General features: G+C 65.4%; 22 protein-coding genes and 1 tRNA gene. 16 read left to right on the plus strand and 7 right to left on the minus strand.

Annotated features, from left to right (window positions below; all coding sequences use genetic code 11):
• Positions 1–19: 19 nt before the first annotated feature.
• The 9 genes from Pla108_RS05840 (at position 20) to Pla108_RS21445 (ending at position 10,349) form a co-directional block, all read left to right on the plus strand.
• On the plus strand, positions 20–619 hold the full coding sequence (locus tag Pla108_RS05840; protein ID WP_146443930.1) for a hypothetical protein: 600 nt from the start codon (positions 20–22) through the stop codon (positions 617–619).
• 27 nt (positions 620–646) lie between these two features.
• Positions 647–817 (plus strand): hypothetical protein, encoded by a 171-nt coding sequence (locus Pla108_RS20860; RefSeq protein ID WP_197526275.1) that lies wholly within the window; start codon positions 647–649, stop codon positions 815–817.
• 464 nt (positions 818–1,281) lie between these two features.
• A complete protein-coding gene (locus tag Pla108_RS05845) occupies positions 1,282–2,367 on the plus strand; it encodes a calcium/sodium antiporter (RefSeq protein WP_146443932.1) in 1,086 nt (361 codons plus the stop codon).
• 115 nt (positions 2,368–2,482) lie between these two features.
• Positions 2,483–3,850, plus strand: coding sequence for an MFS transporter (locus Pla108_RS05850; RefSeq protein ID WP_146443934.1), 1,368 nt, complete (start codon positions 2,483–2,485; stop codon positions 3,848–3,850).
• A gap of 230 nt (positions 3,851–4,080) precedes the next feature.
• On the plus strand, positions 4,081–4,938 hold the full coding sequence (locus Pla108_RS05855) for a sugar phosphate isomerase/epimerase family protein (protein ID WP_146443935.1): 858 nt from the start codon (positions 4,081–4,083) through the stop codon (positions 4,936–4,938).
• A 241-nt stretch (positions 4,939–5,179) separates the two neighbouring features.
• Positions 5,180–6,238 (plus strand): Gfo/Idh/MocA family protein, encoded by a 1,059-nt coding sequence (locus Pla108_RS05860; RefSeq protein ID WP_146443936.1) that lies wholly within the window; start codon positions 5,180–5,182, stop codon positions 6,236–6,238.
• Positions 6,239–6,432: 194 nt separating this feature from the next.
• Positions 6,433–8,418 carry a glucosamine-6-phosphate deaminase gene (gene nagB / locus Pla108_RS05865; protein ID WP_146443937.1) on the plus strand — a complete coding sequence of 662 codons (1,986 nt, stop codon included), beginning with the start codon at positions 6,433–6,435 and terminating at the stop codon, positions 8,416–8,418.
• Positions 8,419–8,904: 486 nt separating this feature from the next.
• On the plus strand, positions 8,905–10,155 hold the full coding sequence (locus tag Pla108_RS05870) for a hypothetical protein (protein WP_146443938.1): 1,251 nt from the start codon (positions 8,905–8,907) through the stop codon (positions 10,153–10,155).
• A 59-nt stretch (positions 10,156–10,214) separates the two neighbouring features.
• Positions 10,215–10,349, plus strand: coding sequence for a hypothetical protein (locus Pla108_RS21445; protein WP_261342509.1), 135 nt, complete (start codon positions 10,215–10,217; stop codon positions 10,347–10,349).
• A 51-nt stretch (positions 10,350–10,400) separates the two neighbouring features.
• Here Pla108_RS21445 and Pla108_RS05875 read toward each other — a convergent pair whose 3' ends face one another.
• A complete protein-coding gene (locus Pla108_RS05875; protein WP_146443939.1) occupies positions 10,401–11,324 on the minus strand; it encodes a malate dehydrogenase in 924 nt (307 codons plus the stop codon).
• Between the two features lie 167 nt (positions 11,325–11,491).
• Here Pla108_RS05875 and Pla108_RS05880 point away from each other — a divergent pair, with 167 nt between their 5' ends.
• Complete coding sequence (locus tag Pla108_RS05880) at positions 11,492–12,637, plus strand: M24 family metallopeptidase (protein ID WP_197526276.1); 1,146 nt, start codon at positions 11,492–11,494, stop codon at positions 12,635–12,637.
• 204 nt (positions 12,638–12,841) lie between these two features.
• Here Pla108_RS05880 and Pla108_RS05885 read toward each other — a convergent pair whose 3' ends face one another.
• From Pla108_RS05885 to Pla108_RS05900, 4 genes are all read right to left on the minus strand, one after another.
• Positions 12,842–14,608: a hypothetical protein gene (locus Pla108_RS05885; protein ID WP_146443940.1), complete on the minus strand. Its 1,767-nt coding sequence runs from the start codon at positions 14,606–14,608 to the stop codon at positions 12,842–12,844.
• A gap of 58 nt (positions 14,609–14,666) precedes the next feature.
• Entirely contained in the window at positions 14,667–15,668 is a 1,002-nt protein-coding gene (locus Pla108_RS05890; protein ID WP_197526277.1) for an ABC transporter substrate-binding protein, read from the minus strand.
• A gap of 216 nt (positions 15,669–15,884) precedes the next feature.
• Complete coding sequence (locus Pla108_RS05895) at positions 15,885–16,700, minus strand: ABC transporter permease (RefSeq protein ID WP_146443942.1); 816 nt, start codon at positions 16,698–16,700, stop codon at positions 15,885–15,887.
• 328 nt (positions 16,701–17,028) lie between these two features.
• Entirely contained in the window at positions 17,029–17,697 is a 669-nt protein-coding gene (locus tag Pla108_RS05900; protein WP_146443943.1) for a metallophosphoesterase family protein, read from the minus strand.
• A 163-nt stretch (positions 17,698–17,860) separates the two neighbouring features.
• Between Pla108_RS05900 and Pla108_RS05905 the strand changes: the two genes are divergently transcribed.
• From Pla108_RS05905 to Pla108_RS05925, 5 genes are all read left to right on the plus strand, one after another.
• On the plus strand, positions 17,861–18,580 hold the full coding sequence (locus tag Pla108_RS05905; RefSeq protein ID WP_146443944.1) for a TVP38/TMEM64 family protein: 720 nt from the start codon (positions 17,861–17,863) through the stop codon (positions 18,578–18,580).
• A gap of 73 nt (positions 18,581–18,653) precedes the next feature.
• Entirely contained in the window at positions 18,654–20,180 is a 1,527-nt protein-coding gene (locus tag Pla108_RS05910; protein ID WP_146443945.1) for a mercuric reductase, read from the plus strand.
• Between the two features lie 139 nt (positions 20,181–20,319).
• Positions 20,320–21,960 carry an acetolactate synthase large subunit gene (locus tag Pla108_RS05915; RefSeq protein ID WP_146443946.1) on the plus strand — a complete coding sequence of 547 codons (1,641 nt, stop codon included), beginning with the start codon at positions 20,320–20,322 and terminating at the stop codon, positions 21,958–21,960.
• A gap of 193 nt (positions 21,961–22,153) precedes the next feature.
• Entirely contained in the window at positions 22,154–22,441 is a 288-nt protein-coding gene (locus Pla108_RS05920; protein ID WP_197526278.1) for a type II toxin-antitoxin system Phd/YefM family antitoxin, read from the plus strand.
• 635 nt (positions 22,442–23,076) lie between these two features.
• Positions 23,077–24,510 (plus strand): aldehyde dehydrogenase family protein, encoded by a 1,434-nt coding sequence (locus Pla108_RS05925; RefSeq protein WP_146443948.1) that lies wholly within the window; start codon positions 23,077–23,079, stop codon positions 24,508–24,510.
• A 92-nt stretch (positions 24,511–24,602) separates the two neighbouring features.
• On the opposite strand, the gene Pla108_RS05930 is transcribed toward Pla108_RS05925, so the two are convergent.
• Positions 24,603–24,965, minus strand: coding sequence for a hypothetical protein (locus Pla108_RS05930; RefSeq protein ID WP_146443949.1), 363 nt, complete (start codon positions 24,963–24,965; stop codon positions 24,603–24,605).
• A gap of 557 nt (positions 24,966–25,522) precedes the next feature.
• Between Pla108_RS05930 and Pla108_RS05935 the strand changes: the two genes are divergently transcribed.
• Positions 25,523–25,594 (plus strand) — tRNA-Cys (locus tag Pla108_RS05935).
• Positions 25,595–25,802: 208 nt separating this feature from the next.
• Here Pla108_RS05935 and Pla108_RS05940 read toward each other — a convergent pair.
• Positions 25,803–26,825, minus strand: a complete 1,023-nt coding sequence (locus Pla108_RS05940) for an alpha/beta hydrolase (RefSeq protein WP_146443950.1) — start codon at positions 26,823–26,825, stop codon at positions 25,803–25,805.
• Positions 26,826–26,876: the final 51 nt, after the last annotated feature.

The raw sequence follows: 26,876 nt of genomic DNA on the forward strand, positions 1-26,876 counted from the left end.
GATGGAGGGAGATAAGGGGATGGCGACACGTGGCGAGGGGTCCTCATACCAAGCAAGCGTCGTGACGATGAGTGAGCCATTGCCGACGGAAGCCGACTTCTTGCTGAACGACGGTGGCCCCGTTCCTCAAGAGGCATGGAAGAACTTCGGTGGTTTGTCGTTGGAGCAGGCTTACGAGAAGTTTTGCGATCGGGCCTATCTCTACAGCCAAGACTTCGAGTTCATGGGAGAACGTGCTTTCGCTTACTATTACGAGGTGCTTGATCGGTATGTACGAGAAACGATCGAGACGCTCGATGAAGAGCGGTTGATGGTCTTGAGTACCGTTCATCGCATTATTGATGTCCACTTGATCCATCGGAGTGGCTACCTATGCGGGGAATACTCAGGGGAAGGCGCTGTCGATGCGATGGGTTTGCCAGGAAGGGTCGTTAGCCTTTGCGACTGCGTCATGCCGGCTATCGCAGAGCGGTCTTTGAGCTCCCGCATCCCTGACTCTGACGCCACGGATGAAGACTTGACGATTTCTTGGCAAGGTTTGCGGAATCTGGCGGAATCGATGAAACCCTCCGAGCCGCCATCCCCCCATCCCCAATCATCCCCACATCTCCCTTCCTGAAGCGTCCTTACCAAAGAGGCATCCCCCATGAACCCCGCCACGATTGCTTTATCCATCCTCGGCGGGTTCGTCGGGCTGATCATCGGCGGCGAGTTGCTCGTGCGCGGGGCGTCGAACCTGGCGGCGGTGAACGGGGCCCTCGCCGGCGGCGGTCCACCGGCCGACGTACGCCGCAACGCGGTTGGATGGGGGCGTTAAGAAGGGAGATGTGGGGATGAATGGAGATAAGGGGATGGCCGAACGACAGGGCGAAGCCGATTGCGCTTGGACAGTTGAAATCTCGATCGATGATTTCTTGAAACGAGCGTTTTCCAGTAGCGAGAAAGGAGAGCTCCTATTTGGATGGTCTGGCGTAACGTCCCCAGGTAAGACAGTTGATTCACTGTGGAACTGGGTAACTATCTGTGACTACGTGATGGAAGGCTTCGTACACTACGAGCTTCGAGTTGGCAGCGAGGGCAGAAACTCACTTCTAGAATTGAAGTTGCATGGGACTAATCGTGACGAATACGTCCCAAGGCAAATCCACTTCTATCTAGAGCAGAGCGGCTTGAAGGGATTGATCCAAAAGTTGGATTAGTTACTCCGAACGACCATCCCCCCATCCCCACTTATCCCCACATCTCCCTTCCTGAAGCGTCCCTACAACCGAGGCATCTCCCATGGACCCCGCCACGATTGCTTTTTCTATCCTCGGCGGGTTCGTCGGGCTGATTATCGGCGGTGAGTTGCTCGTGCGCGGGGCGTCGAACTTGGCGGCCGCGTTCAAGGTGCCGCCGCTCATTATTGGGCTCACGGTCGTGGCGCTCGGGACTAGTGCGCCGGAACTCGCCGTGTCGGTGCAGTCGTGCTACGTCGGCAAGACCGACTTGGCGGTTGGCAACGTCGTCGGCAGCAATCTGGCGAACCTGCTCTTCATCCTCGGCACTGCGGCGCTCGTGGGGCCGCTGGCGGTCAGCAACCAACTGTTCCGGCTCGACATCCCCGTGATGATTGCGGCCGCTGCGGCGCTGTTCGCCCTCGGCTCCGACGGCGAGATAAGCCGCGGCGAAGGGATTACGCTCACCATCGCGATGGTGCTCTACCTCATCTGGACCGTGAACGAAGGGAAGCGGGAGGGAAAGAAGCTCGAAGAGGAGTTGCGGGAGTTGACGCCCGACCCGGTGCCACACAACTGGCGGCAGTTCACCGCCAACATCGCCTCGCTGATTGGCGGGCTGATCCTGCTGGTCGGTGGCGCCGACTGGTTGGTGAAGGGGTGCGTCGATTTAGCCACCCAGTGGGGCGTTTCGGAACTGGTGATCGGCCTGACGATCGTGGCGATCGGCACGTCGCTCCCGGAGCTAGTGATCTCGATCCTCGCCAGCCTGCGTGGCAAACGCGACCTGGCGGTCGGCAACGTCGTCGGCAGCAACATCCTCAATGTGCTGGCGGTGGTGGGGATCTCGGCCTCGGTCGCCCCGGCGGGCGTGAACGTCGACCCCCAGTCGCTGCGGTTCGATATCCCGCTGATGCTGGCCGTCTCGGCGGCCTGTTTCCCGATCTTTCTGACGGGCAAGCAGGTGAGCCGTTTGGAAGGGGCCGCGATGCTGCTTTTTTACGTCGCCTACCTTGCGTGGCTGGTCTATTCGTTCGCGGTCGCCGGGCAGGCCCCCGGTTACGGGTCGCTGATGGGTTTCCTAGCGCCCCTCGGGGTGGCTATGGTGTTGCTTCTGGTCCGCCGCCGGCGTAGTGGTGGTGGGCGTTGAGCCGCCGGCGACTAGCCATGGGTGCTAGACGCGGGCGACTTTCGACCAGGGCTGCCCGCGGCTAGCGCCGTCGGCTCAAGAAAATCCTTCTCATTCCCTCCAGGGGACTTCGGCGATGGTCTCGACCCGTTTGTCGGTGATGATGTTCCTCCAGTTCTTCACCTGGGGGGCGTGGGCGCCGACGCTCGGGGCGTGCTTCAGCGCCAACAAGCTCAGCGAGGCGACCGCCGGCGTCTACGGCGCCGGGCCGATCGCGGCGATCATCGCGCCGCTCTTCTTGGGCCTGGTGGCCGACCGGCTGTTCTCGTCGCAGGTCGTCTTTGGGTTCTTGATGCTGTTGGCGTCGGCCTTCATGTACCTAGCGATCGGCTACGCCGAGGCGGGCAACAGCGACATGGTCTGGTGGATGTTTATCGGCCACATGCTCTGCTACATGCCGACGCTCGGCTTGGGGAACACGATCGCGTTCGCCAACGTCGACGATCAAAGCAAGTTCCCCGCGATCCGTGTCTGGGGGACGATTGGCTGGATCGTCGCCGGCCTGTTGGTGGGCATCCTCGGCTGGTCGGCCAGCTTCAACATCCTCTGGCTGTCGGTGATCGCGTCGGCGGCGCTCGGCGTCTACTGCTTTACGCTCCCCAACACGCCGCCCCCCGCGAAGGGCAAGCCGCTCGACCTCAAGAGCCTGTTGATGGTCGACGCGTTCCGTCTGATGGCGAACCCGCCGTTCGCGGTCTTCATCATCTGCTCGACGCTGATCTGCATCCCGCTGGCGTACTACTACGCTTTCACCAGCAACCTGCTCACCACCGCGGGCTTCGAGCAGGCCTCCGCCACGATGACCGTCGGTCAGATGAGCGAGGTCTTCTTCATGGTGCTGATCCCGTTCTTCTTCCGCCGCCTGGGTGTGAAGTGGATGATCCTCATCGGCATGGCGGCGTGGGTCGCCCGCTACTTGCTCTTCGCCTACGGGGCGCCCGAGCAGGTGACGTGGATGCTGATTCTCGGCCTGCTGCTGCACGGCGTTTGCTACGACTTCTTCTTCGTGACGGGGTTCATGTACTCCGACCAGAAGGCGCCGGCCGAGGCCCGTGGGCAGGTGCAGAGCCTGCTGGTGTTCTTCACCCAGGGCGTCGGCATGTTCCTCGGCTTCTGGTTCGCCGGCAGCCGCTACGGCGCGACGATGACGAGCGAGCCCGAGCTGGCTCAGGCGATCAGCGCCGCCCGCGACGGCGGGCAGCTCAGCTTCTTGCAGTCGCTGGGAAAGATGTTCAGCCAGTCGCTGCCCGACGGCCTTGATGGCGAGCTCGTCACCCAGACGATGGCCCAGTGGAAGGAGTTTTGGACCCTGCCGGCTTACATGGCGCTGGCGATCCTGGTGCTGTTTGCCGTGGCCTTCTGGGACCGGGTGGATCGGGAGAAAGCGCTCGGCGAGCCGCTCGACGAGTCCTCCCCCGCCACGCCCGAAGGCGCGCCGGCCTAGGTCGTGGGCGCTGGAAATCGAGGGCCGGGCGTGTAAGGATCGCGGGCCCGGCGGCGTAGCAACGGGGCTCCGCCGCCGGCAGGACGACCGATTGGTCGCCTGTGGGAGGCGTCTCCCGACGCCGATTACGGTCTCCATTCCAAAACGGCATGGTGCGCGTAATCGGCGTCGGGAGACGCCTCCCACAAGACCTGATTCTCCCACTTCCGCCTTCCCACTTCCCACTTCGTATGCCCCGCCCGCTTGGAGTTTTCGCCAGCATCGACGCCGGTCTCGGTGTGCACCTGGATGTCGCCCACCAGTTGGGCGTTCCCACGGTCCACCTCCACACGCCGCACAAGGAGTCGCGCACCGAGGCCAACGCCGAGGCGTTCCGCGCCAAGCTCCGCGAACTGGGGATCAAGATCTCGGTCGTCTTCGCCGGCTTCGACGGCGAGTCCTACGCCGACATCCCGACGACGCAACGCACCGTCGGCCTCGCCCCTGCGGCGACTCGTACCGAGCGGCTAGCGGAACTGAAAGAGATCGCCGACTTTGCTCGGCTGCTGTCGTCGCCCGAGACGAGCTACGCGGGGGGCCCGATCCCGGTGGGGCTGCATGTCGGCTTCGTGCCGCACGACCCGACGTGCCAAGAGTTCGCCGACGTCGTCGCCGCGACGCAGGCGATCTGCGACCATTGCGCCCCGCACGGCCAGGCGGTCCATCTTGAGACGGGCCAAGAGCCGGCCGGCGTGCTGCTCGAGTTCCTCGCCGCGGTCGATCGCCAAAACCTCGGCGTCAACTTCGACCCGGCCAACATGATCCTCTACGGGTGTGGCGAGCCGTTGCCGGCGCTCGAAGAGCTCGGCCGCCACGTCCGCAGCGTCCACTGCAAGGACGCCAAGTGGAGCGCCGACCCGGGCGAGACCTGGGGCGAGGAGACGCCGCTCGGCAAGGGCGACGTCAACTTCGCGGCGTTCCTCGGCGTGCTCGACGACATCGACTACCGCGGCCCGCTGACGATTGAACGCGAAATCCCGCAAGAGCCCGAACGCCAAAAAGCAGAGATCGGCGCTGCTTTGGAACTGCTTCGCTCACTCGACAAGTAAGCGATGCGAAGGAAGGGAGATAGGGGGATGCTTGGAGATCGGGGGATCGTGTCCGCCACGGAGAATGCCTTCAGCAATCGAAATCATCAACTCTTCTCAAGCTCATTTTTGATTTAGAGAAAGAGGGTGCTTATCGATGAAGTCCTAAGTGGTCAAACGACCATCCCCTCATCTCCAATCATCCCCCGATCTCCTTTCATAAAGTCAGCCTCTCCAAAGATTCACCTTTAGTAGTTCTCCTATGCTAAGAGTCGGCATCGCCGGGATTGGTTTTATGGGGATGGTTCACCACCTCTCCTACGCCAAGCTGCGCGGGGTGAAGGTGGCGGCGATCGCCGATCCGAGCGCCGAGAAGCGCGCCGGCGACTGGCGTAGCATCAAAGGCAACTTCGGCCCGCCCGGCGCGAAGATGGACCTGTCGGGCGTCGCGACCTACGAGTCGGTCGACGAGATGATCGCCGACCCGTCGCTCGACGCGATCGACGTGACGCTGCCGCCGGCGCTGCACGCCGACGTCGCCTGCCGGGCGCTCGCCGCTGGCAAGCACGTCTTCTGCGAGAAGCCGATGGCGATGCGTCTCGCCGACTGCGACCGCATGGTGCGGGCCGCCCAGCGCACCCAAGCAAACGGGGCGGGCAAACAGCTCTATATCGGCCACGTGCTGCCGTACTTCCCCGAGTACGCCTGGGCGTTGAAGGAGATCGAGAGTGGCAAGCACGGCGCGCTGCTCGGCGGCGCGTTCAAACGCGTCATCTCCGACCCGGCGTGGCTCACCCACTACTGGGACGCCGACCGCGTCGGCGGCCCGATGCTCGATCTGCACATCCACGACGCCCACTTCATCCGCCTGGCGTTCGGCAAGCCCGCGGGGGTGACCACCCGTGGCCGGATGCGCAACGGCTTGCCCGAGCATTGGACCACGCAGTTCGACTTCGGGGACGAAGGCGTGGCGGTCACGGCAACGAGCGGCACGATCAACCAGCAAGGCCGACCCTTCCAGCACGGCTTCGAGATCCACCTCGAACGGGCGACGCTCGTCTTCGACTTCGCGGTGATCGGCGGCGAGGGCGCCTACCTCTGCCCGCCGACCTTGCTAACGCACGACGGCAAGGCGAAGCGTCCCAAGCTGGCCGGCGACGATCCGATGGACGCTTTCAAGGCCGAGCTGCGCGAAGTCGTCCGCTGCCTCCAGAGTGACGAGCCCTCCCCGGTGCTCGGCGCCGAGTTGGCCCGCGATGCGATCCAGCTCTGCCAGGCCCAGTCGAAGAGTTTGGCGACCGGCCGGCGGGTGAAAGTTTGACGCTTCAAACTCCGGGAAGCGTCGACTCCCGTAAGAACCACCAAGAAAGGCTCCATTTCGCCGTTCCGACCCGTTTCGGAGCCTTTTTTTGCGCTTTGGCGAGACAAAGCTACTCGATTCGCCGCCAAGGGCGCCGCGCTCCCGGCTAAACTGACGTTTCCCGACCCTCTCAACCGAACACTTCGCGCAACCACATGGCCGCCTTGAAGCCCGCCGCTTCCACGGACTTCGCCCTCCGCAATCAGATCGAGCGGATCCCCTGCTGCGTGTTCAAACACGCCCAGTCCGCCAGCGAGTATGTCGCCGGACAGATCGCCGATCTCATCCGCCAGCGCGCCGCCGAGGGCAAGCCGTGCGTCCTCGGCTTGGCGACCGGCAGCACGCCGACGACCGTCTACGCCGAGCTCGTGCGGCTCCACCGCGAAGAGGGCCTCTCCTTCGCCGGCGTCCACACGTTCAACCTGGACGAGTACTACCCGATGCAGCCGAACGAGCTGCAGAGCTACGTCCGGTTCATGAACGAGAACCTGTTCGACCACATCGATATCGATCGGGCGAACGTCCGCATCCCCGACGGCACCCTCGCCGAGGAGGACGTGCTCGCCCACTGCGCCAATTACGAGCAGCAGATCGAGGAGCTCGGCGGCGTCGACATCCAGGTCCTCGGGATCGGCCGCACCGGGCACATCGGCTTCAACGAGCCCGGCTCGGGCCGCGACAGCCGCACCCGCATGATCACGCTCGACAAGAAGACCCGCCAAGACGCGTCGAGCGACTTCTTCGGCGAGGACTACGTCCCCCGGCGGGCGATCACGATGGGCGTCGGCACGATCCTCGAATCGGCTCAGATCTACATGCTCGCCTTCGGCGAAGGCAAAGCGAAGGTGGTCGCCGAAGCGGTCGAGGGCGAGGTCACGCCGATCATCGCCGCCAGCTTCCTGCAGGATCACCCGAACTCGATCGTCGTCCTCGACGAGGCGGCCGCCGCCCGGCTCACCCGCTACCAGGCGCCGTGGCTGTTGGGCCCGCTCTCGTCGGGCCCCGGCGGCGTCTTCGAGTGGAACGACGAGTGGACCCGCAAGGCGGTGATCTGGCTCGCCACGAAGCTCGGCAAGCCGATCCTCAAGCTCACCGAAGAGGACTACAACGAGGAAGGCCTCCAAGAGCTGCTCGCCAAGAAGGGCCGCGCCTACGACATCAATCTCCAGGTCTTCCGCCAATTGCAGGCGACCATCTCGGGCTGGCCCGGCGGCAAGCCCCCCGAACGCCGCCAGCCCGGCGACCGTCGCCAGGCGCACGACGACATCTTCCCGAAACGCATCATCTGCTTCTCGCCCCACCCGGACGACGATGTCATCAGCATGGGCGGCACGCTGATCCGCTTGTGCGATCAGGGGCACGAGGTCCACATCGCCTACCAGACGTCGGGCAACGTCGCCGTGTTCGACGACGACGCGATCCGCTACGCCGAGTTCATGTCCGAGTTCAATCGCCAGTTCGGCATCGACCCCGAGCAGACGGCGAAGCTCGAAGAGCACGTCGAGACGTTCCTCAAGAACAAGCAGCCTGGCCAGGTCGATAGCCCCGAGGTCCAGGCGATCAAGGGCCTCATCCGCCGCACCGAGGCCCGCGCCGGCGCCCGCGTCGCCGGCGTCCCCGAAGAGCGGTGCCGCTTTCTCGACATGCCCTTCTATCAAACGGGCCGCGTCCGCAAGAACCCGCTCGGCGAGGACGACGTCGAGCTGATCATGGCCTACCTCGAAGAGCTCCAGCCGCACCAGCTCTACTGCGCCGGCGACCTCTCCGACCCGCACGGCACGCACCGCACGTGCCTCCGCGCCATCCTCACGGCGTGCGACCGCTTGAAGGACCGCGACTGGATGCAGCACTGCGTCGTTTGGCTGTACCGTGGCGCCTGGCAAGAGTGGGAGCCGCACCAGATCGAGATGGCGGTGCCGCTCAGCCCGCAAGAGTTGCTGCGGAAACGCAACGCGATCTTCAAGCACGAGTCGCAGAAAGACAAAGCCCTCTTCCCGGGCAGCGACCCGCGGGAGTTCTGGCAACGCGCCGAGGACCGCAACCGCGGCTGCGCGCAACTGTACGACCGCCTCGGCTTGTCGGAGTTCGAAGCGATCGAAGGCTTCGTCCGCTGGAAGGGCGAACTCGACGGCGTGGTGTGAGCGTTCAAACGCACCGCGATCTCGACGCTGATGCTTGGGGTGCGCGTTTCGATGTTGCTCTCGCATCGTGGTCGTGCGCCCTCAGCGTCTGCGCGGGGAGTCGTCCCACCGAGCCCCCAACGGCACACGATGGCCCTGATCGCGGTGTCTTTTTCAAGATCGCCTAGAAGCCAATCTACTCAGCAAGGCGACGGCCCCCGGGGCTCGGGGACGGCGGACGCCACTTCCACTGTGTTTGAAGTTCCACTGTGTTTGAGTAGTCGTTGGGTTTCTACCGACGCGCCCACGACGGGCGCTGCTTGCGCGTGCTGCCCGCCGGGCGAGCAGGTTGGTTTCAAGGGAGCCAATCAGACCGACGATTTTGCTTCCGTGTTAAGCCTTTCCACCCTTTTGCGGTATTACGGGGCTTTGGCAAGGGGTTTGCGACGAAGGTGTAGTCCGCCAACCACTTTCCACTCACTACGGCCCCCTCACTACGGCAGAGCTATGGAAGACCACACTTACCGTGAAGAAATCGACACCAACTTAAAACGACCCACTCCCATCAGCTGGGGAGCGATCCTCGCCGGCGTCTTCGCGATGCTCGGCGTTAGCTGGATGATGTACCTGCTGGGCCTCGCCATCGGCGTGACCGCGATGGATCTTTCGGATACCACCTTCATCGGTGACGGACTGTCGCAGGCCGCCATCTTCTGGATGATTCTGACCGCGCTCGCCTCCTACTTCATCGGCGCCTCGCTTGCGGCGCGATTGTCGGGCACCGCGGATGACAGCGAGGGCATGATGATCGGCTTTTCGCTCTGGGGCGCTGCGACGACCGCTTCGGTGCTGTTGGCCTATTGCGGCGTTAGCTCCATGATGCAGATGGGGGGATCCCTCGTGACGGCCGCCGCGTCGGCGACGGGCTCCGCCGCCCAAGCGGCGACCTCGGCAGCGGGGAGCACGGTGGCCGGGGCCACCGGCGCGTTTGCCGCGCTAGAGGGGACCGACACCGCTGCGACGATCCGTTCACGTCTGAAGCGGCAGCTCGCCACCACAGTCGCCGATCTCGATGTCGAAGGGGGCGAAGACGTGACGGCCGAGGAAGTCCGTGAGAGCATCGACGACCTCGACGCCGCCGCGCTGGACGACCTTACGAAGCAGCTTATTGATGACGATCGTGAATCCGCCGCCGAGCTGATCGCTTCGGAAACTGAGCTCTCACAGGCGGACGCCAATGAGCTGATTGACGGTGTCTACGAGGCGCTGGAAGAGCGGTACGGCGATCCCGACAACGACACCGGTCTCGCCGGCGACCTCCGTAGCCAAGCGATTGATCGGGTCGCCGAAGCGATCGTCGCGTTCGACGCGAAGGGTGGCGCCAACGTCTCCAAGCAATCCGTGAAAGACGCGTTGCAGGATCTCGACAGCGAATCCCTCTCGGCGGTCGCGAAGGCCCTCTACAACGGCCGGACCGAGAAGGCGAAGGACCTGCTCGTCGAGAACACGGACCTTGAGGAAGAGGAAATTAACGAGCTGGTGAAGGGAGCTTCCAACGCTTACCGAAGCCGCGCCGACGCGGTCGTTGAGGCCGCCGACGAGACGACCGAAGCCGTCAGCACGTACGCTGCGGAGCTTCTCTGGGCCGCGTTTGCAACCACCGGCCTCGGTTTGGCCGCCGCCGTGCTCGGCGGGTGGTGCGGCGCGGACACCTCACGGCGTTTGTACTACGAGGTCCGTGAGGTCCATAAGGACTGAGCGAGCCCGACGCCGCGACGGTGATTCACTCAACCCTCTCTACCGCTCAGGAGCTTCCCATGCGTTTCGGACTAATCGGCACCGTTATTGTCATCCTGCTGATCGCCGCCCTATTGCAAAACGTCGCCATCGGCGGCGTAGGCGGATTGATCCTGCTGGTCTTGATCATCCTGCTGTTGATGGGCCGGATTTAATCCGCCCCGCCGGCGGCGGGGCTCGTCCCACTGCCGGCTCGTCAAACGATTCTACACAGAGCGATCGTCGTCCAGTGTGTCGACGATCGCTTTGCGTATGATGGCCGCGCTACGGCGGAAGGCGTCGGCCTCGTCGTCGTTCAGGTCGGGTTTCATCCAACGCGCCACGCCCGTGCGGCCGACCACGACCGGCACGCTGAGGCAGACGCCCGACACGCCCAGGTAGCCATCGACCAGCACCGAGAGGGGCATCGTGTGGCGAGAGTCGTTCGCGATGCAGTCGATCACGTGCGCCGCGGCCATCGCGATCGCGTAGTTGGTGCAGCCCTTCAGGTCGAACACGTCGAGACCGGCGCGGGTGGCGCGGGCGACCATCTCTCGGCGGTCGGGGCGGTCTTCGAGCGGTTCGCCGCCGGCCGAGGCGCGGCTGAACGCGACGAACTGGCTCTCGCCGTGCTCGCCCATCGTGTAGGCGCGGATGTCGGCCGGGTGGATGCCGACCTGCTCGCCAACCAGTTCGCGGAAGCGAGACGAGTCGATGATGGTGCCGGTCCCCATGACGCGGCTCGGCTCGAAGCCCGACAGCCGGATGGCGTGCCAGGTGAGCACGTCGACCGGGTTGCTGAGCATGAGGATCTTGGCGTCGGGCGACGCGGCCGCTAGCGGCGGGATCAATTCGCGCATCAGCCGGGTGTTGGCCACGGCCAAGTCGAGGCGGTTGTTGAAGCCGTCCTTCCATGGCGCCGAGGCGCAGATCGCTAGCACGTCGGAGCCGGCCGTCTCGGCGACCCCGCCGGCGCGGATCGCGATGTGCTGGTCGACAAACATCAGGGCGTGTTGCAGGTCGAGTGCGTCGCCTTTGGCGACCTCGGGCGTGCGGTTGACGAGGACCAACTCGTCGGCCAGCTCTTTGAGCATCAGCGTGTAGGCGAGCGTCGAGCCGACACGGCCGAGTCCGATGATAGAGACTTTCATGGTTCGATCCGCGTTTAATAAGAACCGCCAAGACGCCAAGAGCGCCGGGGCTCGCCAAGGTGAGACAGGATTTACAGGAACGACAGGATCGTCGGTAATTAGAAGTAATCCCGTCGATCCTGTTGATCCTGTCTAAAGCCTATCCCGTCAACTGCCGAGACCGCGTCGTGTCGCCAAAACCGCCCGCGATTACCGCCGATGAGCACCGCCTGCGGATCGCCAACCTGCAGCATCGGATGGCCGAGCAGGACGTCGACGCCGTGTTGCTGCCCGGCGGGGCGAGCCTGCGTTACTTTACCGGCGTGCGGTGGGGGCTGAGTGAGCGGCTGCTCGGCGCCGTGATCGGCCTTGAGGGGGGGCCGGTCTACATCGCCCCGGCGTTCGAGGAGCCGAAGCTCCGGCAGTTGATGAAGGTCGAGGGCGAGGTCCGTACTTGGCACGAGGACGCGTCGCCCTATGAGCTCGTCGCACAGCTGCTCGACGAGTGGGGGTCAAAGCGGGTCGCCCTCGACGAGCCGACACCGTGGACCTTCCTGATGGGGTTGCTCGAAGCGGCGATAGACGTTGAATGGGCCGAGCCGCTCACCACGATCGCCGCTTGCCGCGCCGCGAAGAGCCCCGCCGAGATCGCTTTGGTGCGGTGGGCGATGGGGCTGACGCTCGACGTGCACCGCCGCGTCCATACGATGATACAGCCCGGCATGACCACGACCGAAATCGTCCGAGCCATTGATCAGATGCACCGCGATGGGGGGGCCGACGGCGGCAGCACGTTCTGTATCGTCGCGTTCGGCGACCAGTCCGCGTTCCCGCACGGGCCCGATGGCGAGCAGACCTTGCGTGACGGCGACACGGTCCTCGTCGATACCGGCTGCACGGTCGAAGGCTACCATTCCGACCTGACGCGGACGTACGTCCTCGGCGAACCGACCGAGCGGCAGCGGCGGCTGTGGGCCGTCGAACGCGAAGCCCAACAGGCGGCGTTCGACGCGGTGCGTCCCGGTGCGGCGGCCGGATCGATCGACGACGCGGCGCGGGCGGTGATCGCTCGGCACGGCTTCGGGCCCGACTACCAGACGCCCGGCCTGCCGCACCGCACCGGGCACGGCCTCGGCCTGGAGATCCACGAACGGCCGTTCTTGGTGCGGGGTGACGAGACGCCGCTCGTCCCCGGGATGATCGCCAGCATCGAGCCGATGCTGTGCGTTTACGGCGAGATGGGCATCCGCTTAGAGGACCACTTCGTCGTGACCGACGACGGCGCGGATTGGCTCTCGGAGCCGAGCACGTCGCTCGACGCGCCGTTCGGGTGACGGCGCTTGCGGCTCAGCTTGCAGGGATTGCCCTCGGAAGCAGCGCGTTTTGAAACGGCAAAAAACCGGGGCTAGCGCCCTGCGGCTGATTGAATCGGCGCATCAGCCGCAGGGCGCTAGCCCCGGTTCCCAATCACCGACCCACCTCCGAAAGTCGCGGAGCGGAAGGGGCAAGAACAGCGCTACTTCTGAGGGCGATCCTTATTAGTTTGGATCGACGGCGTTGTGCTGGTCGATCGCGTCGGCGATCGCGTCGTCGCGGAAGCGCTCGCCGGCGACGCCCTGCGGGTCCCACGGGCCCTCGCTCCAGAGGAACGCCTTGTCGATTGGCGGCGTTGTGTCGGGGCCGTTCTGGAGGTACTCGCAGAGCGCGGCGTGGTACTGCTGGCGGAGTTCGGCCAGCGCCGGGTTGGTCCAGGGGCTGAGGCGGGAGGAGCCGCGGCCTTCGTACGGCTTGGCGGCCACCTCGGCCGGCGTGGCGTACACGGGGCCGTCGGCGCCGGGCCGCACCGTGTCGCCGCCGATGCCGGCCTCGGCGTAGACCAGGCGGGCCTCGGGCGGGAGGTCGCCGCCGAGCGAGCGGAGCTCCTGTAAGAAGTTCTGCGTCGCCTGTTGGAAGTCTTGCGGCGTCGGCGGTACGCTCACGGGGGCGTAGCAGGAAAAGGCGACGAAGTCGAAGGCGGCGAACAGTTCCGCGACCGCTCCGCGATTGATCGTCGCCTGATCGAGCTCACCGGCAAGGCCGCTCCAGTTGAGCGCGACGCCAAGCCGGACGCCCGCGGTGCGGGGGTTCGTGGCGAAGCGTTCGCGCAATCGCCGGACGAGCTGCAGGTAATCGGCGGGGTGCTCGAACAGCGAACGCCCCATCTCGCCCGAGAGCGCGAAATCGACGCGGGTGTCGGACGTCGCCCCGGCCTCGACGGCGTCGGCGAGCGGGTCGATCAGCAGCGACTCGTACGAGCCGGGCCCGATCACGTCGCCGGGGGCAAAGCGATAGAGGTTCCGCCATTCGTTGACGGGGCCGCCGGCCGGGTCGAGGTGCGGCAGCAGCGAGACGTTGAGGCCACGGCGGACGGCCTGCCCGATCGCCGCCGCGAATGCGTCGCGGAAGCGGTCGGCCAGGTCGTCGGTCGCGACGGTGAAGTTGCTGGCGGACTCCCAGGGGCCCCGGCGTGAGCCTTGCAGGCCGTAGGCGTCGATCGTGAGGTCCTCGTTGAGCCGGGTGTGCAACGTCGGCACGAACTGCACCCAGCGGTCGCCGGGCGGGGCGACAGCGACGATCTCGGCGGCGCGATTAACCCGCTCGGCCGCCGAATCAAGTGACTCCGCGTCGAACAGCATCACGGTCGGGCAGAGGGGCGCCCGCGCCGCGGGGCCGGCCGAGACGAGCCGGAACGGCCCCGGCCGCGTCAGCCGGGCGCCCGTGTCGTCGGCGGGCTGGTCCGGCGCCGCGGCCTCGTCGGCCGGCGAAGCCTCAGCGTCTGGCGACGCGTCAGCGGGCGGGGCGGCCTCGGCCCGCTTCGCCGCGGCGGCTTCCATCTTGGCGGCCATCTCCGCGGGGACGGCGGCCCGCAGTTTGACGAGACCCTCGTTGATCTTTTCGCGGATCGGCTCGAAGTCGAAGTCCTCGGGGAATGTCGCCTGGTGCATCGGCTTGTGGAGCTCGCCGAAGGCGTCAAGGAGCACGCCGGTGGCGTCGTCGAGCTCGGTCAGCTGCTGGTCGGTCAGCCCGGCCGGTTTGGCGAGTCGCTTGATCGAGTTGAAGGTCTTGCCAATCTGGTGCAGCGGCCGGTCGGCGGACTTGGGGTCGTCCGCGTCGAAAGCGGCGAAGATCTCTTCGGTCTGCGATTCGAGGGCGACCAGGGCCTTGGGGAACTCGCTCGGGTCGACTGCGGGGTCGTTGGGGGCTTGGTTACAACCGAGCGGCAGAATCACAGCCAACGCGGCGAAGGCGAGAAGGGGATGACGCATCAAGAAACTCCAATCGTGTCAGTGAAGGCAGTGAAAAAAGGCCCGGTGGGGGCCTTGGCTAATTGTCTTGGGACGCGGGCAGCAACTCGGCGCGGCGCTCGAGCCCGACGCCCCGGTTGACGAAGCGGGAGTCGCTCGCCTTGGTCGGGTCGAGCTCGCCCGGCTTGAAGAGGCCCGCGGCGGTCATCGCGTCGAAGAACGCGGTGACACGCTCGCTATCGAGAGCGCCGACGCCCCCCGTGAGCGCGGCGCCCGAATCGACGAGCCCCCACTTCCGCATCATGGCGATCGAGTAGTCGATCTGTCCCTGCGTCATGTCGCGGTTGTCGGCGAGGATCAGGCGGTTGGCCTCGGCGGCGTCGCCATAGAGGTACTCGTACCAGCCGATCGTCGAGGCGTCGACGAACGCCTGGACGAGTTCGGGACGCTTGTCGATGAGGTCTTGGCGGGTTTCGAGCAGGGTCGAGTAACTGGCCCACCCGTGGTCGGCGAGCAGGAAGACGTTCGGCTCCTTGCCGCTCGCTTCGAGGATGCGCCGCGGCTCGGCGGTGGCGTAGCCCTGGACGGCCCAGTCCTTGTGGACCAAGAACGGCGCCAGGTTGTGGTTGTAGGGGCGGATGAGCGACCGCTGGAAGCCTTGCGACGTCTCGAGCCAGAGGAAGAAGCTGTGGCGGCCCGGCGCGCCGAGCAGCAGCGGCGCCTGCCTCAAGTCGTCCCACGTCTTGACGGGCCCGTCGGCGTGGCTGATCAGGCACTGCGGGTCGCGCTGAAAGTAAGCGGCGACAACCCTTGTCGGGATGCCTTGCTTCACGACGTCGAAGGCGGGGATCAGGTTCGTTCCGATCAAGAACTCGGCCTGACCGACCGGCAACAGCGGGCGGTTATTGACCATCGGCCCGCCGACACGGATCGACACGTCGAGACCGCGCTGGGCGTAATGGCCGGCGGCTAGCGCCTGGTAGAAACCACCCAATTCGGGCTGGGCTTTCCAGTTCAAAGCAAGCGTCACCTTCTCGGCGCCGCTAGCGACGAGCGGTGCGAGCGCCAACAGAAGCGGCAAGACGGGTCGAAGCACGACGGAGCAGGGGCAGGGGGACGGTCCGGGGATCGCCCCAGTCTACCAATTTCCCCTTCCGCGGGATGGGAAGCCGCAAGCGGGGTGGGGAGCCGTCAGCGTCAGCGCCCGGAGTCGAAGCGGGTACCCGGCGCGACTCCGGGCGCTGACGCTTGCGGCTCTCGAAGACACATGCTGCTGTCGAGCGCTGGTGGTTTCGTACTACAGCGTCGATTCGTGCCAGCCGGCTAGCAGCCAGCGGCTGAGCAGGTGGGTCGCGAAGTAGCCGGCGATCCCGGTCAGGGCGATCAGCCCCAGGGCGGCGAACATCAGCGGCGTGTCGAGGCGGTACTGCCCCTCGAACACCGCGGCGGCGAGGCCCGACTGCTTGCCGCTGGCCCCGGTCACGAACTCGGCGACCACCGTCCCGACCAGGCTCAGATTGACCGCGGTCCGTAGCCCGGTGAGGAAGTAGGGGAGGGCGGTCGGCGTCAACAGCAGCCACAGCCGCTGCCAACGCGTCGCCCCGTAGAGGTCAAAGAGGTCGCGGAGCCCGGGGTCGGCGCTCCGCAGTCCGACGGTCGTGCTGGCGAGGATCGGGAAGAACGCGACGATCCAGGCGCAGACCAACAGCACGACCTGCGTCTGGGGGATCCACAGCATCAGCAGCGGCGCCATCGCCACGAGCGGCGTCACCTGGAGGGCGACGGCGTAGGGGAAAAGACTCAGTTCGATGAGGGGCGACAGCGAGAACGCCACCGCCAGCAGCAGGCCCCCCGCCACCGCGGCGGCGAGCGCCAACGCCATGGTGCGGACCGTCACCAGCCAAGCCGGCCCGAGGGTCGGCCACTGCTGGACCAGCGCTTCGGCGACCGCCGTCGGCGCGGGGGCGACGTAAGTGGGCACTCCCCGCAGTTGGATCAGCGCTTCCCACCCCGCCAGGGCGAGCAAGGCGACGACGGCGGGCGCCGCGATCCGGCCCCAGGCAAAGCGATGGCGGCTGCGGCGGTCTTGCGGCGGGGGAGTTGTGTCGGGCACCGACCGAGTCTAGGCCCGGCGGCGACGCCCCACAACTTCCGCCCCTGCCGTGCGAAAGTTGCGGGCGTCGCTAATAGCACCAGCTCTTAAAAGCACCGACCCGCCGGTCCTTAGCACTCGGCATAGGAAACGACGGGTCGGCATCTGCCCCACTTAATCAATCGGGGGAAGCCGCAACGATCTACATGAAACCGAAGCGAAATGTGGACCGATGCAATCTTGCACCCCCCTCCGAGGCGTTGACGAGGCAAGCGACCCGAGCGGAGTACTACCGGGTCATGGATGTCCTCTTTGGGATTGGTTGGGATCCGTCCGATTACAGCCGACTTCACTCGTCAGAGTGGTTCCGAAGGCGCCCGTTTGCCGAGGCCTGCCACATCTGCCCCGTCGCGGCGTCGCAGGCCGTGAGCCACCCGCCGCCGTGGCAGTAGGTGTCGAGGCACCAGAGGTAGCCCCCGTCGAGGACCTCACCACCTTTCTGGGAGGAATGACCGACAATCGCCCGCTTGCCCGAGACGTGCTCGGCGGGGAAGTGTTCCTGGAGGCTCTGCCAACGGAGGGCCTCGACGGGCTGGCGGTCGAGTGGCTCGTCCGCCACGTAGTTGGCGTGCGTGAAGAAGACCTCGTCCGCTTCGTAGTAAGGCAGACAGCGGTCGAGCAGGTCGAGGTGCTCCTGTGGAATCACCGAGAGGTCGCCGACAAAGCCGTACGAGTCGAGCGTCGCGACGCCGCCGTGGTGCAGCCACAGGTTCCGTGGGTAAGACCCCCGCAGGGCGCCGAGCATCATCTCTTCGTGGTTGCCCAGCAGCGGGATGAGCCTCCCCGAGGCGTCGATCTCTAGCAGCGTGTCGAGCACGCCCCGCGAATCGGGCCCCCGATCGACGTAGTCGCCCAGTGTCACGAGGCGGTCCTCCTCCTGCAGATCGATCACCTCCAGCAGCGCCCGGAGGGCGGCGCTGCAGCCGTGGATGTCGCCGATGGCGATCAGTCGGGGCATAGGGAGGGGAGGTTTCGGAACGGGAGGGGGCGTACCAGACTGTAACCCATGTCACCGTCATGGCCGACTCCCGGGCTTCCAGGGTAACCGCTACGACGGGCGTGACGCACCAGGGCAAGTTATGGTGACCCCGCCCCGCCCCCGGCAACGACCAGCCACGTCGATGATGCACGCAAAGACTTGGAAGCTCGCCGCGTTGGTCGCACTGCTCGTTGGACTCGCCGCGGCCATTCGCCTTCTCCCCGTCAGCGAGTGGCTGTCCGGCTTCTTGGAGTATTTGCGTGGTCTTGAGTTTTGGGGGCCCGCTCTGTTGGCGGTCGTCTACGTTGTCGCCACGGTGCTGATGGTCCCGGGGCTGATCCTCACACTCACCGCCGGCTACCTGTTTGGCGTGGCGCTAGGTACTTGCGTCGCGTCGGTCGGCAGCGTGCTCGGTGCGACGCTCGCCTTCCTCATCGGGCGTTATGCGGCGCGGGACTTCGTCGAAGGCCTCGCCAAACGCAACCCTCGCTTCGCGGCGATTGACAGCGCGGTCGCCCGCCAGGGCTGGAAGATCGTCCTGCTGACGCGGCTCTCGCCGGCGTTCCCTTTCAACGCGCTCAACTACCTTTATGGCGCCACGCCGGTGTCGCTGAGGGACTACTTCTTCGCCAGTTGGATCGGCATGCTTCCCGCCACGGTGCTGTACGTTTACCTCGGCGCCGCGACGGGGAACCTGACCGACCTGCTCACCGGCAAGGTCGAAGGGGGCGCCGCCCGGCAAGCGCTGCTGGTCGTCGGCCTCATCGCAACGGTCGCAGTGACGGTCTTCGTGACGCGGATCGCGAAGCGGGCGCTGTCGGAGGTGGCTCCCTCGGCCGCCGAACCCGTGGTTGAAGCGTGATACGGGTTCACTCCGGGCGCTGACGCTTCCGGCTCACCTCCCACTTCCCACATCCAACTTCCCACTTCGGCTCATGCCTTCCATCGAACTGCAGCCGTACGACGCCCATAACCAGCGGTTGGAGTCGCACGTCCATCCGCTCGATTGGACGAATCCCACGCCGAGCGGGCCGTACGATCTGGTGGTGATCGGCGCCGGGACGGCGGGGCTGGTCTCGGCGGCGGTGGCGGCCGGATTGGGGGCGAAGGTCGCGCTGGTGGAACGCCATTTGATGGGGGGCGACTGCTTGAACATCGGCTGTGTGCCGTCGAAGGGCCTCCTCAGCGCCGCCCGCGCCGCCCACGCCGTGCGGCGGGCCGGCGAGTTCGGCGTCCACGTTGATGGCGAGGTGCGTGTCGATTTCGGCCAAGTGATGGAACGCATGCGGCGGCTCCGCGCCGACATCAGCCCGGCTGACTCGGCCCGGCGGTTCCGCGATGAGAAGCGGGTCGATGTTTACCTCGGCGCCGCGGAGTTCACCGGCGGCGATGCGGTGCGCGTCGCCGACCAGACGCTCCGCTTCAAGAAGGGGGTGCTCGCCACCGGCGCCCGCGCCGCCGCGCCGCCGATCGCCGGGCTCGACCGCGTCGCCTACCTGACCAACGAATCGGTCTTCTCGCTGACCGAGTTGCCGAGGTCGCTCGGCGTGATCGGCGCCGGGCCGATTGGGTGCGAGCTGGCCCAGGCGTTCGCCCGCTTTGGCAGCGAGGTCCACCTCGTCAACGCCGACCCATGGGTTCTGCCCCGCGAAGACGAAGACGCGGCCCAGATCGTGCAGCGGTCGCTCGAAGCGGACGGCGTCCGGATCTATGGCCACGGCAAGAGCGTGCAACTGTCGCCCGAAGGGGACCGCGTCCGGATCACGGCAGCCGGCGGCGAATACAACGTCGTCGTCGACAAGCTGCTCGTCGCGGTCGGCCGGGCGCCGAACGTCGAGGGCCTTGGCCTGGAGAGAGTCGGCGTCGAGTACGACGGCAAACAGGGCGTGAAGGTCAACGACTATTTTCAGACGACCAACCCGAAGGTCTACGCGGCGGGCGACATCTGCTCCCCCTACAAGTTCACGCACGCCGCCGACTTCATGGCGCGGGCGGTGGTGGCGAACGCCCTCTTCACGCCGCTCGGCTTCGGCAAGCGCAAGGCGAGCTCGCTCGTCATCCCCTGGGCCACCTACACCTCGCCCGAGCTGGCCCACGTCGGCCTCACCGAGAAAGAGGCGGAAGCGAAGGGCGTTGCGATCACGACGTTCCGTCAGGACCTAGAGCACGTCGACCGGGCGATCCTCGACGGCCAGACGGAGGGCTTCGTCAAGATCCATGTCGCCCGCGGGACCGACCGCATCGTTGGCGCCACGATCGTCGCGGAGAACGCCGGCGACCTGATCGGCTCGCTCTCGATCGCCATGACGAACGGCGTGGGACTCGGCAAGATCGCCGCCAGCATCCACCCCTATCCGACCCAGGCCGAGGCGATCCGCAAGGTCGGCGACCTCTACAGCCGTACGAAGCTGACGCCCTTCGCGGCGTGGTTCCTCAAGACGATGCTCCGGGTTTCGACCTAACTCCGAAGCGAAAAAGGTCCTGACGCCAAGGCGCAAAGACGCAAAGGCGTGCAAAATACCGCGATCCTTCGCCAACTCCCCTTTGCGCCTCCGCGCCTTTGCGTGAGTCTTTAGGGACCCGTGTCGCAAAGGAATGGCTATGAAAGCTTCGGATCTTTTCGTCCGCGCCCTCGAAGCCGAGGGCGTCGAGTACATCTTCGGCATCCCCGGTGAAGAGAATCTCGACCTGCTCGACTCGCTGTCACGCAGCTCGATCAAGCTCGTCCTCACCCGCCACGAACAGGCCGCCGGCTTCATGGCGGCGACCTACGGGCGGCTCACCGGCAAGGCGGGCGTCTGCCTCTCGACCCTCGGGCCGGGGGCGACGAACCTCGTCACCGCCGCCGCGTACGCCCAGCTCGGCGCGATGCCGATGCTGATGATCACCGGTCAGAAGCCGATCAAGACCAGCAAGCAGGGACATTTCCAGATCGTCGACATCGTCGACATGATGCGGCCGCTGACGAAGTACACCCGCCAGATCGTGTCGGCCGACAACGTCCCGTCGCGGGTCCGCGAAGCGTTCCGCGTCGCCGAGGAAGAGCGCCCCGGCGCCGTTCATCTGGAACTGCCCGAGGACATCGCCAAGGACCCGTCCGACGCCCACGTCATGGAGGCGAGCAAGGTCCGCCGCCCGGCGGCCGACGACAAGTCGATCCGCATCGCCACCGGCTTGATCGAGAAGGCCAAGCGGCCGCTGCTGCTCGTCGGCGCCGGCGCCAACCGCCGGCTCTGCTGCAAGATGCTCCGCCGCTTCATCCACCAGACCGGCATCCCGTTCTTTACGACGCAGATGGGCAAGGGCGTCATCGAAGACACCCACGAGCTCTGTCTCGGCACCGCGGCCCTTTCGTCGAACGACTTTGTCCACCGGGCCATCGACGCGGCCGACCTGATCATCAACGTCGGCCACGACGTGGTGGAGAAGCCGCCGTTCTTCATGACCCCCGGCGGCGTCAAGGTGATCCACGTCAACTTCACCACCGCCGAGGTCGACCCGGTCTACTTCCCGCAGGTCGAGGTCGTCGGCGACGTCGCCCACAGCGTCTGGCGCCTCGGGAACGAAGTCCGCCCGCAGGCCGACTGGGACTTCAAACGGTTCCAAGAGGTGAAGTTCGCGCTAGAGCAGAACCAAGAGGCCCACGCCGACGACGACCGCTTCCCGCTCACCCCGGCGCGGCTCGTCGCCGAGGTGCAGGCTGTCACGCCCGATGACGGCATCCTGTCGCTCGACAACGGCATGTACAAGATCTGGTTCGCCCGCAACTTCGACGCGCACCAGCCGAACACCGTGCTGCTCGACAACGCTCTGGCGAGCATGGGCGCGGGCCTCCCCGCGGCGATGGCGGCCCAGATGGTCCACCCCGACCGCTTCGTCATGGCGATCTGCGGCGACGGCGGCTTCCTCATGAACGAGCAAGAGCTTGAGACCGCCGTCCGCCTGAAGCTCAACCTCGTGGTGCTGATCCTCAACGACTCGGGGTACGGCATGATCAAGTGGAAGCAAGAGGCCGAGGGGATGACCAACTACGGCCTCGACTTCACGAACCCCGACTTCGTCAAACTGGCCGAGGCGTACGGCGCCCGCGGCCACCGCGTCGAATCGACCGAAGCGCTGCGGCCCCTGCTCAAAAAGTGCCGCGACACGCCGGGCGTCGACGTGATCGACTGCCCGGTCGATTACTCGGTGAACGTGCCGCTGCTGAACGAAGAGATCCCGAAGCTGGCGGCAGCTTTGTAGAGATTCACCACAAAGTAACTAAGGAACAAAGAAGCGAAGCGACTGTAGGAGGGGTCTCCAGACCCCGATTACGCGCACCATGCCGTTTAAGGCTTAAGAGTCCGTAATCGGCGTCTGGAGACGCCTCCTACAAGAGTTGGCGTTTCGAAGTTGACGAGGTCGGAGTCCGCGTGCAGTAGTGCTGTACGAATCAATGGAGTTCATCATGGCTATCGAAACCAGCTACTCCGATGCCCGCGTCCGCTTTGCCTCGTTGCTCGATGAGGTCGTCCTCAATCAAGAAGTCGTGATTATCAACCGCCGCGGCAAAGAAGCTGTGGCGATGATCGCTGCATCCGAGCTGAGCGGCTTAGTGGAAACGGTTCATCTCTTGCGGTCGCCAAAGAACGGCCAGCGATTGCTTTCGGCACTTGAACAAGTGCAGACGACGAACAGCAACTCATCGTCGCTAGACAAGCTCCGTCGAGACCTTGGACGTTAGTGAGACAAAAATGGCCTTCCGGGCAATGAAACATTGGTTGAGGAGGGATTCGGATGGCAGTAGCGCTTCTGGTAGAGATCATCTTGAACTGGTACGCAATCGAGTTCGCTCTGCAATGATAGGTTCGCCGCCTGCCCCTTGGTCCGTTTGCGTCTCCTACCCCATTGGTGGACTGACTGAAGTAGGGTTCGCCGACGATTCGGATCTCTTACTTGTCGTGTCGTTCGCAGGACGAGGGTTATTTGATTGCTTAACGGGCACACTTATTGATCGAAATAGCGATGAACCGTGCCAAGAGTGGTATGACGAGCAACGTCTTATCGCGACAGGGATAGGCTCTCTGTGCGGAACTCAAATTCGACTCTCCGGACTTCACGGCGGGGGATTGGTTAGTTCTGGTAGGGACGGCTGGTGGGCCCAGCGTCTGGACCTTGACTGGCCCGATTCATCGCTATTGCTGGGTGGTCCAGGAGGATGGATTTATGACAACCAAACAGCGTTTGCCAAACTGGCTGTAGAACGAGAAGTTCGAGCTTTCGGCTTCTCTCCCACCGGTCAATCGCTAGTAATTGCAACTAGCAGTGACCTCACGATCATCAACTCCGCGTCCTCCGCGTCTCCGCGGTGAATCCAAAATGCTCAAAGACAAATACCCCTTCTACCTCGCCAACAAGCCCGAGTCGCCCAACGCCGACCTGGAGGTGACCGACAAGTACACCGGCGAGGTGGCCACCAAGGTCGCGATGGCGTCCGCTAGCGACATCGACCGGGGCATCGCCGCGGCGGTCGAGGCGACCGAGCCGATGCGTCAGATGCGGCCCTACGAGCGGCAGGCGGTGCTGCAGCACTGCGTCGATCGCTTCAAGGAGCGTTTCGACGAGCTGGCGATGGCCCTCTGCATCGAGGCGGGCAAGCCGATCAAGGATTCGCGGGGCGAAGTGTCCCGCCTGATCGACACGTTTCGGATCGCCGCGGAGGAGTCGGTCCGCATCGACGGCGACATCCCCAACCTCGAGATTTCGGCCCGGGCGAAGGGCTACCGCGGGTTCGTGCAGCGGGTGCCGATCGGGCCGTGCTCGTTCATCTCGCCGTTCAACTTCCCGCTGAACCTGGCCGCGCACAAAGTGGCGCCGGCGCTCGCCGTGGGCTGCCCCTTCGTCCTCAAGCCGGCGAGCCGCACGCCGATCGGCGCGCTGTTGATTGGCGAGGTGCTGGCCGAGACCGACCTGCCGGCCGGCGCCTTCAGCATCCTGCCGTGCCACCGTGACGGCGCCGACCTGTTCACGACCGACGAGCGCCTCAAGCTGTTGTCGTTCACCGGCTCGCCCGGCGTCGGCTGGGACCTCAAGGCCCGCGCCGGCAAGAAGCCGGTGATCCTCGAACTCGGCGGCAACGCGGCCTGCATCGTCGATGAGGACGCCGATCTGGAAGACGCGGTCGGCCGCCTCGTCATCGGCGCCTTTTACCAATCGGGCCAGAGCTGCATCGGCGTGCAGCGCATCCTGATCCACGAGTCGGTCTACGACGAGCTCAAGACGAAGCTCGTCGCCGCCACCAAGAAGCTGATCGCCGGCGACCCCAAGAACGAAGACACCTTCATCGGCCCGATGATCAGCGAGGGCGAGGCCAAGCGGCTCGACGGCTGGATCCAGTCGGCCGTCAAAGCGGGCGGCAAGCTCCTCTGCGGCGGCGGACGAGAGGGCGCCATGCTCGAAGCGACGCTCCTGGAGGACGTTCCCCCCAGCGAAGACGTCTGCACCGAGGAAGCCTTCGGACCGGTCGCCGTGCTCAGCAAGTTCAGCTCGTACGACGCGGCGCTCGCCCAGACGAACGACAGCAAGTTCGGCCTCCAGGCGGGCGTCTTCACCCGCGACTGGTACAAGATCCAGAAGGCGTGGGACACGCTCGAAGTGGGCGGCGTCGTCATCGGCGACGTGCCGAGCTGGCGCGTCGACAACATGCCCTACGGCGGCGTCAAAGACTCCGGCCTCGGCCGAGAAGGCATCCGCTACGCGATGGCCGACATGACCGAAGAGCGTCTGCTGGTGATCCGCACGCCGTCGGCTTGAGACCTGAGGCTTGAGGTGTGAGGGCTTCGCTGCGTGCCGTACCCGGTCGCCACGCCAACCTTCAAGTCTCAAGCCTGCAGCCTCACCCCGCTTCAGCGGGCGAACACCAGCACCGGCCCGGTGGCGTAGTACGAATCGGGCCGGCCCATCGTGTAGCCGTTGAACTGCGCGCCGTACTGGCCGCCGAACGGCGTGGCGGCCGTTGTCGGGCGGGCCTGCGAGTAGCCGTACCATTCGCGGGTGGCGATCCGGCCGGCGCGCTGGGCGGCCTTCATCTGCGCCTTCTGCTGGATGATCTCCATCGGTGTCATCTTACCGATGCGGCCGGCGTACTCGGGGCGTTCGACCGACGGGGCGCCCACGGGGCCCGGGTCGAGCGTCACCTGCGCGGGGGCGACGTCGCCCATCAGCAAGGCGGCCGCGGCGAGGGTCAGCGAGGCGAGGCGAATACGCATGGCGACGGCTCCGTCGTCTAAGTGGGTCGAGGGACGCGCCGAATCCATTCGGCTGCCGTGAGAATCGTCGCCCCTGGCGTCTCCCGTCCAACCGGTCGCCGCCGGCCCGCAGGACCGACAGAACCGGCGCCAGCGTCATTCCGGGGCCCACGTCCTCCTGGGGGGGCGCGTCTTCCCAAGGACCTACGTACGGACGCCCCATCAAGAATTGCGTCTCTAGCCGCGCACGAAGTAAGCGGACCGGCCCGCAGCGCGTTTCGGAACGCCGGCATTGGAGCCCGTTTCGGTATGCCAGCCGGTCCGCTTACTGCGTGCGCGGCTGGAAGCCCAAGGGCGTGACGACGGCTTTTCCAGGACAGGGGAGGGCCCCTACAACCGGTACAGGTTGACCATCCCCCGCCAATCTCGTAGGTTCGGCTTTAGTGAGGGGTCGGCGAGGCCGATACCATTCTCACAACCGCGTCGAGCGTCACTGCCGTCGCGACCTGCTGGCGCCGCTAGGCGGCCGGCAGACCAAGAGATCCTGCTGGCGCCGCTAGGCGAGCAGCAGGCCCAAAGGCGTCGTAGCCAAGTGGCTAAGGCATCGGATTGCAAATCCGACATCGTGGGTTCGACTCCCACCGACGCCTCTCAGCAGAACCCCGGGAAATCGTTGTATTTCCCGGGGTTTTTTCGTTCCGAGGCCGATCGCTCTCGGTGGGCGAATTGTCAGCAGACGCCCTCACGACGGTTCCTCCGAGAAAAGAACGGCCTTCAGGGTGCAGCGACGGCGGGACGCTAGTCGATTCGCCCTTGACCGTCCCCTACTCGAACACCGCGCTTGCGGAGTCGCCGCGACTACTTGAAAAGTCGCTGCGCGAACAGGTAGAGGTTATTGCTCCACTCGGTCGGGTCGTGACCGTACGAGTCCACGTGCCAGACGTGCGGCACGTCGTGTTCTTTGAGGTAGGCGTGCACGCCTTGGCTGATGCGGATTAGGCCGTCTTTGTTGCCGCAGGCGAGCCAGAGCAGCTTGAGCTTCTCACGCGCCGCGGCCGGGTCGGAGACCAGCTGTTCCGCGGGCTTGGTGTTGGGGGCGGAGGAAAACCCGCCGACCCATGCGAAGGTGTCGAGGTTGCCAAGGCCAAAGTTGAGCGATTGCCCACCGCCCATCGAGAGCCCGGCCAGGGCGCGGTGTTCGCGGTCCGCGGCGACCGAATATCGCGACTCGATTGTCGGAATGACGTCGTTCAGCAGGTCTTTGTCGAACTCCGCAAAGGAGGGCGCCGAACCGAACACGTTGCCCTCGGCCCGGTCGTTCTTCTGGGCGCGGCCATTCGGCATCACGATGATCATCGGCTCGGCTTTTCCGTCGGCAATCAAGTTGTCAAGGATCACGCCGGGCGTGGCGAAGCGTTGCCACTCGGTTTCGTCGCCGCCGATGCCGTGCAGCAGGTAGAGCACGGGGTACTTCTTGTCGGTCGTGTAGCCGGGCGGCGTGTACACGTTCATGTTCCGCTTTGTGCCGACGCTTTTCGAGTCGTACGGGATCATCTCCAGCTTGCCGTGCGGGATGTTGTCACGGACCTTCTTGAAATCAGCAGGTGGGTCGTCAAACGCGGGCTTGTCGTCGGGGCCCAACTCAATCGGGCCACCAAATCCAGGCCCGCCGCGGCGTCCGTTACGCCTCGCCGGCCGAGCGTCGGCGGAATCCTGCCCGGCGGCTTCGTCCTGGCCAGAATCCGCTTGGCCAGAATCCGCTTCGGCCGAGTCGGGCGCGGATGCCTCCTCGGTCGCCTGCGCACGGGTGGCGCCGGCGAGGGATGCGACAAGGGTTGAGACAGAGAGCACCAATAGGGCAATCGAAAACTTGTTCAACATGTTCCGTTTCCTCGTGAGATGAGGTTTCTTGAAAAGCAGCACCAATGCTCG

The sequence above is a fragment of the Botrimarina colliarenosi genome, from assembly GCF_007859955.1.
GTDB lineage: Bacteria > Planctomycetota > Planctomycetia > Pirellulales > Lacipirellulaceae > Botrimarina > Botrimarina colliarenosi.

Coding starts and splice junctions, on each gene's coding strand:
- Pla108_RS05840 (WP_146443930.1), top strand. CDS start 20: ATGGCGACACGTGGCGAGGGGTCCTCATACCAAGCAAGCGTCGTGACG.
- Pla108_RS20860 (WP_197526275.1), top strand. CDS start 647: ATGAACCCCGCCACGATTGCTTTATCCATCCTCGGCGGGTTCGTCGGG.
- Pla108_RS05845 (WP_146443932.1), top strand. CDS start 1,282: ATGGACCCCGCCACGATTGCTTTTTCTATCCTCGGCGGGTTCGTCGGG.
- Pla108_RS05850 (WP_146443934.1), top strand. CDS start 2,483: ATGGTCTCGACCCGTTTGTCGGTGATGATGTTCCTCCAGTTCTTCACC.
- Pla108_RS05855 (WP_146443935.1), top strand. CDS start 4,081: ATGCCCCGCCCGCTTGGAGTTTTCGCCAGCATCGACGCCGGTCTCGGT.
- Pla108_RS05860 (WP_146443936.1), top strand. CDS start 5,180: ATGCTAAGAGTCGGCATCGCCGGGATTGGTTTTATGGGGATGGTTCAC.
- nagB (WP_146443937.1), top strand. CDS start 6,433: ATGGCCGCCTTGAAGCCCGCCGCTTCCACGGACTTCGCCCTCCGCAAT.
- Pla108_RS05870 (WP_146443938.1), top strand. CDS start 8,905: ATGGAAGACCACACTTACCGTGAAGAAATCGACACCAACTTAAAACGA.
- Pla108_RS21445 (WP_261342509.1), top strand. CDS start 10,215: ATGCGTTTCGGACTAATCGGCACCGTTATTGTCATCCTGCTGATCGCC.
- Pla108_RS05875 (WP_146443939.1), bottom strand. CDS start 11,324: ATGAAAGTCTCTATCATCGGACTCGGCCGTGTCGGCTCGACGCTCGCC.
- Pla108_RS05885 (WP_146443940.1), bottom strand. CDS start 14,608: ATGCGTCATCCCCTTCTCGCCTTCGCCGCGTTGGCTGTGATTCTGCCG.
- Pla108_RS05900 (WP_146443943.1), bottom strand. CDS start 17,697: ATGCCCCGACTGATCGCCATCGGCGACATCCACGGCTGCAGCGCCGCC.
- Pla108_RS05905 (WP_146443944.1), top strand. CDS start 17,861: ATGATGCACGCAAAGACTTGGAAGCTCGCCGCGTTGGTCGCACTGCTC.
- Pla108_RS05910 (WP_146443945.1), top strand. CDS start 18,654: ATGCCTTCCATCGAACTGCAGCCGTACGACGCCCATAACCAGCGGTTG.
- Pla108_RS05915 (WP_146443946.1), top strand. CDS start 20,320: ATGAAAGCTTCGGATCTTTTCGTCCGCGCCCTCGAAGCCGAGGGCGTC.
- Pla108_RS05920 (WP_197526278.1), top strand. CDS start 22,154: ATGGAGTTCATCATGGCTATCGAAACCAGCTACTCCGATGCCCGCGTC.
- Pla108_RS05925 (WP_146443948.1), top strand. CDS start 23,077: ATGCTCAAAGACAAATACCCCTTCTACCTCGCCAACAAGCCCGAGTCG.
- Pla108_RS05930 (WP_146443949.1), bottom strand. CDS start 24,965: ATGCGTATTCGCCTCGCCTCGCTGACCCTCGCCGCGGCCGCCTTGCTG.
- Pla108_RS05940 (WP_146443950.1), bottom strand. CDS start 26,825: ATGTTGAACAAGTTTTCGATTGCCCTATTGGTGCTCTCTGTCTCAACC.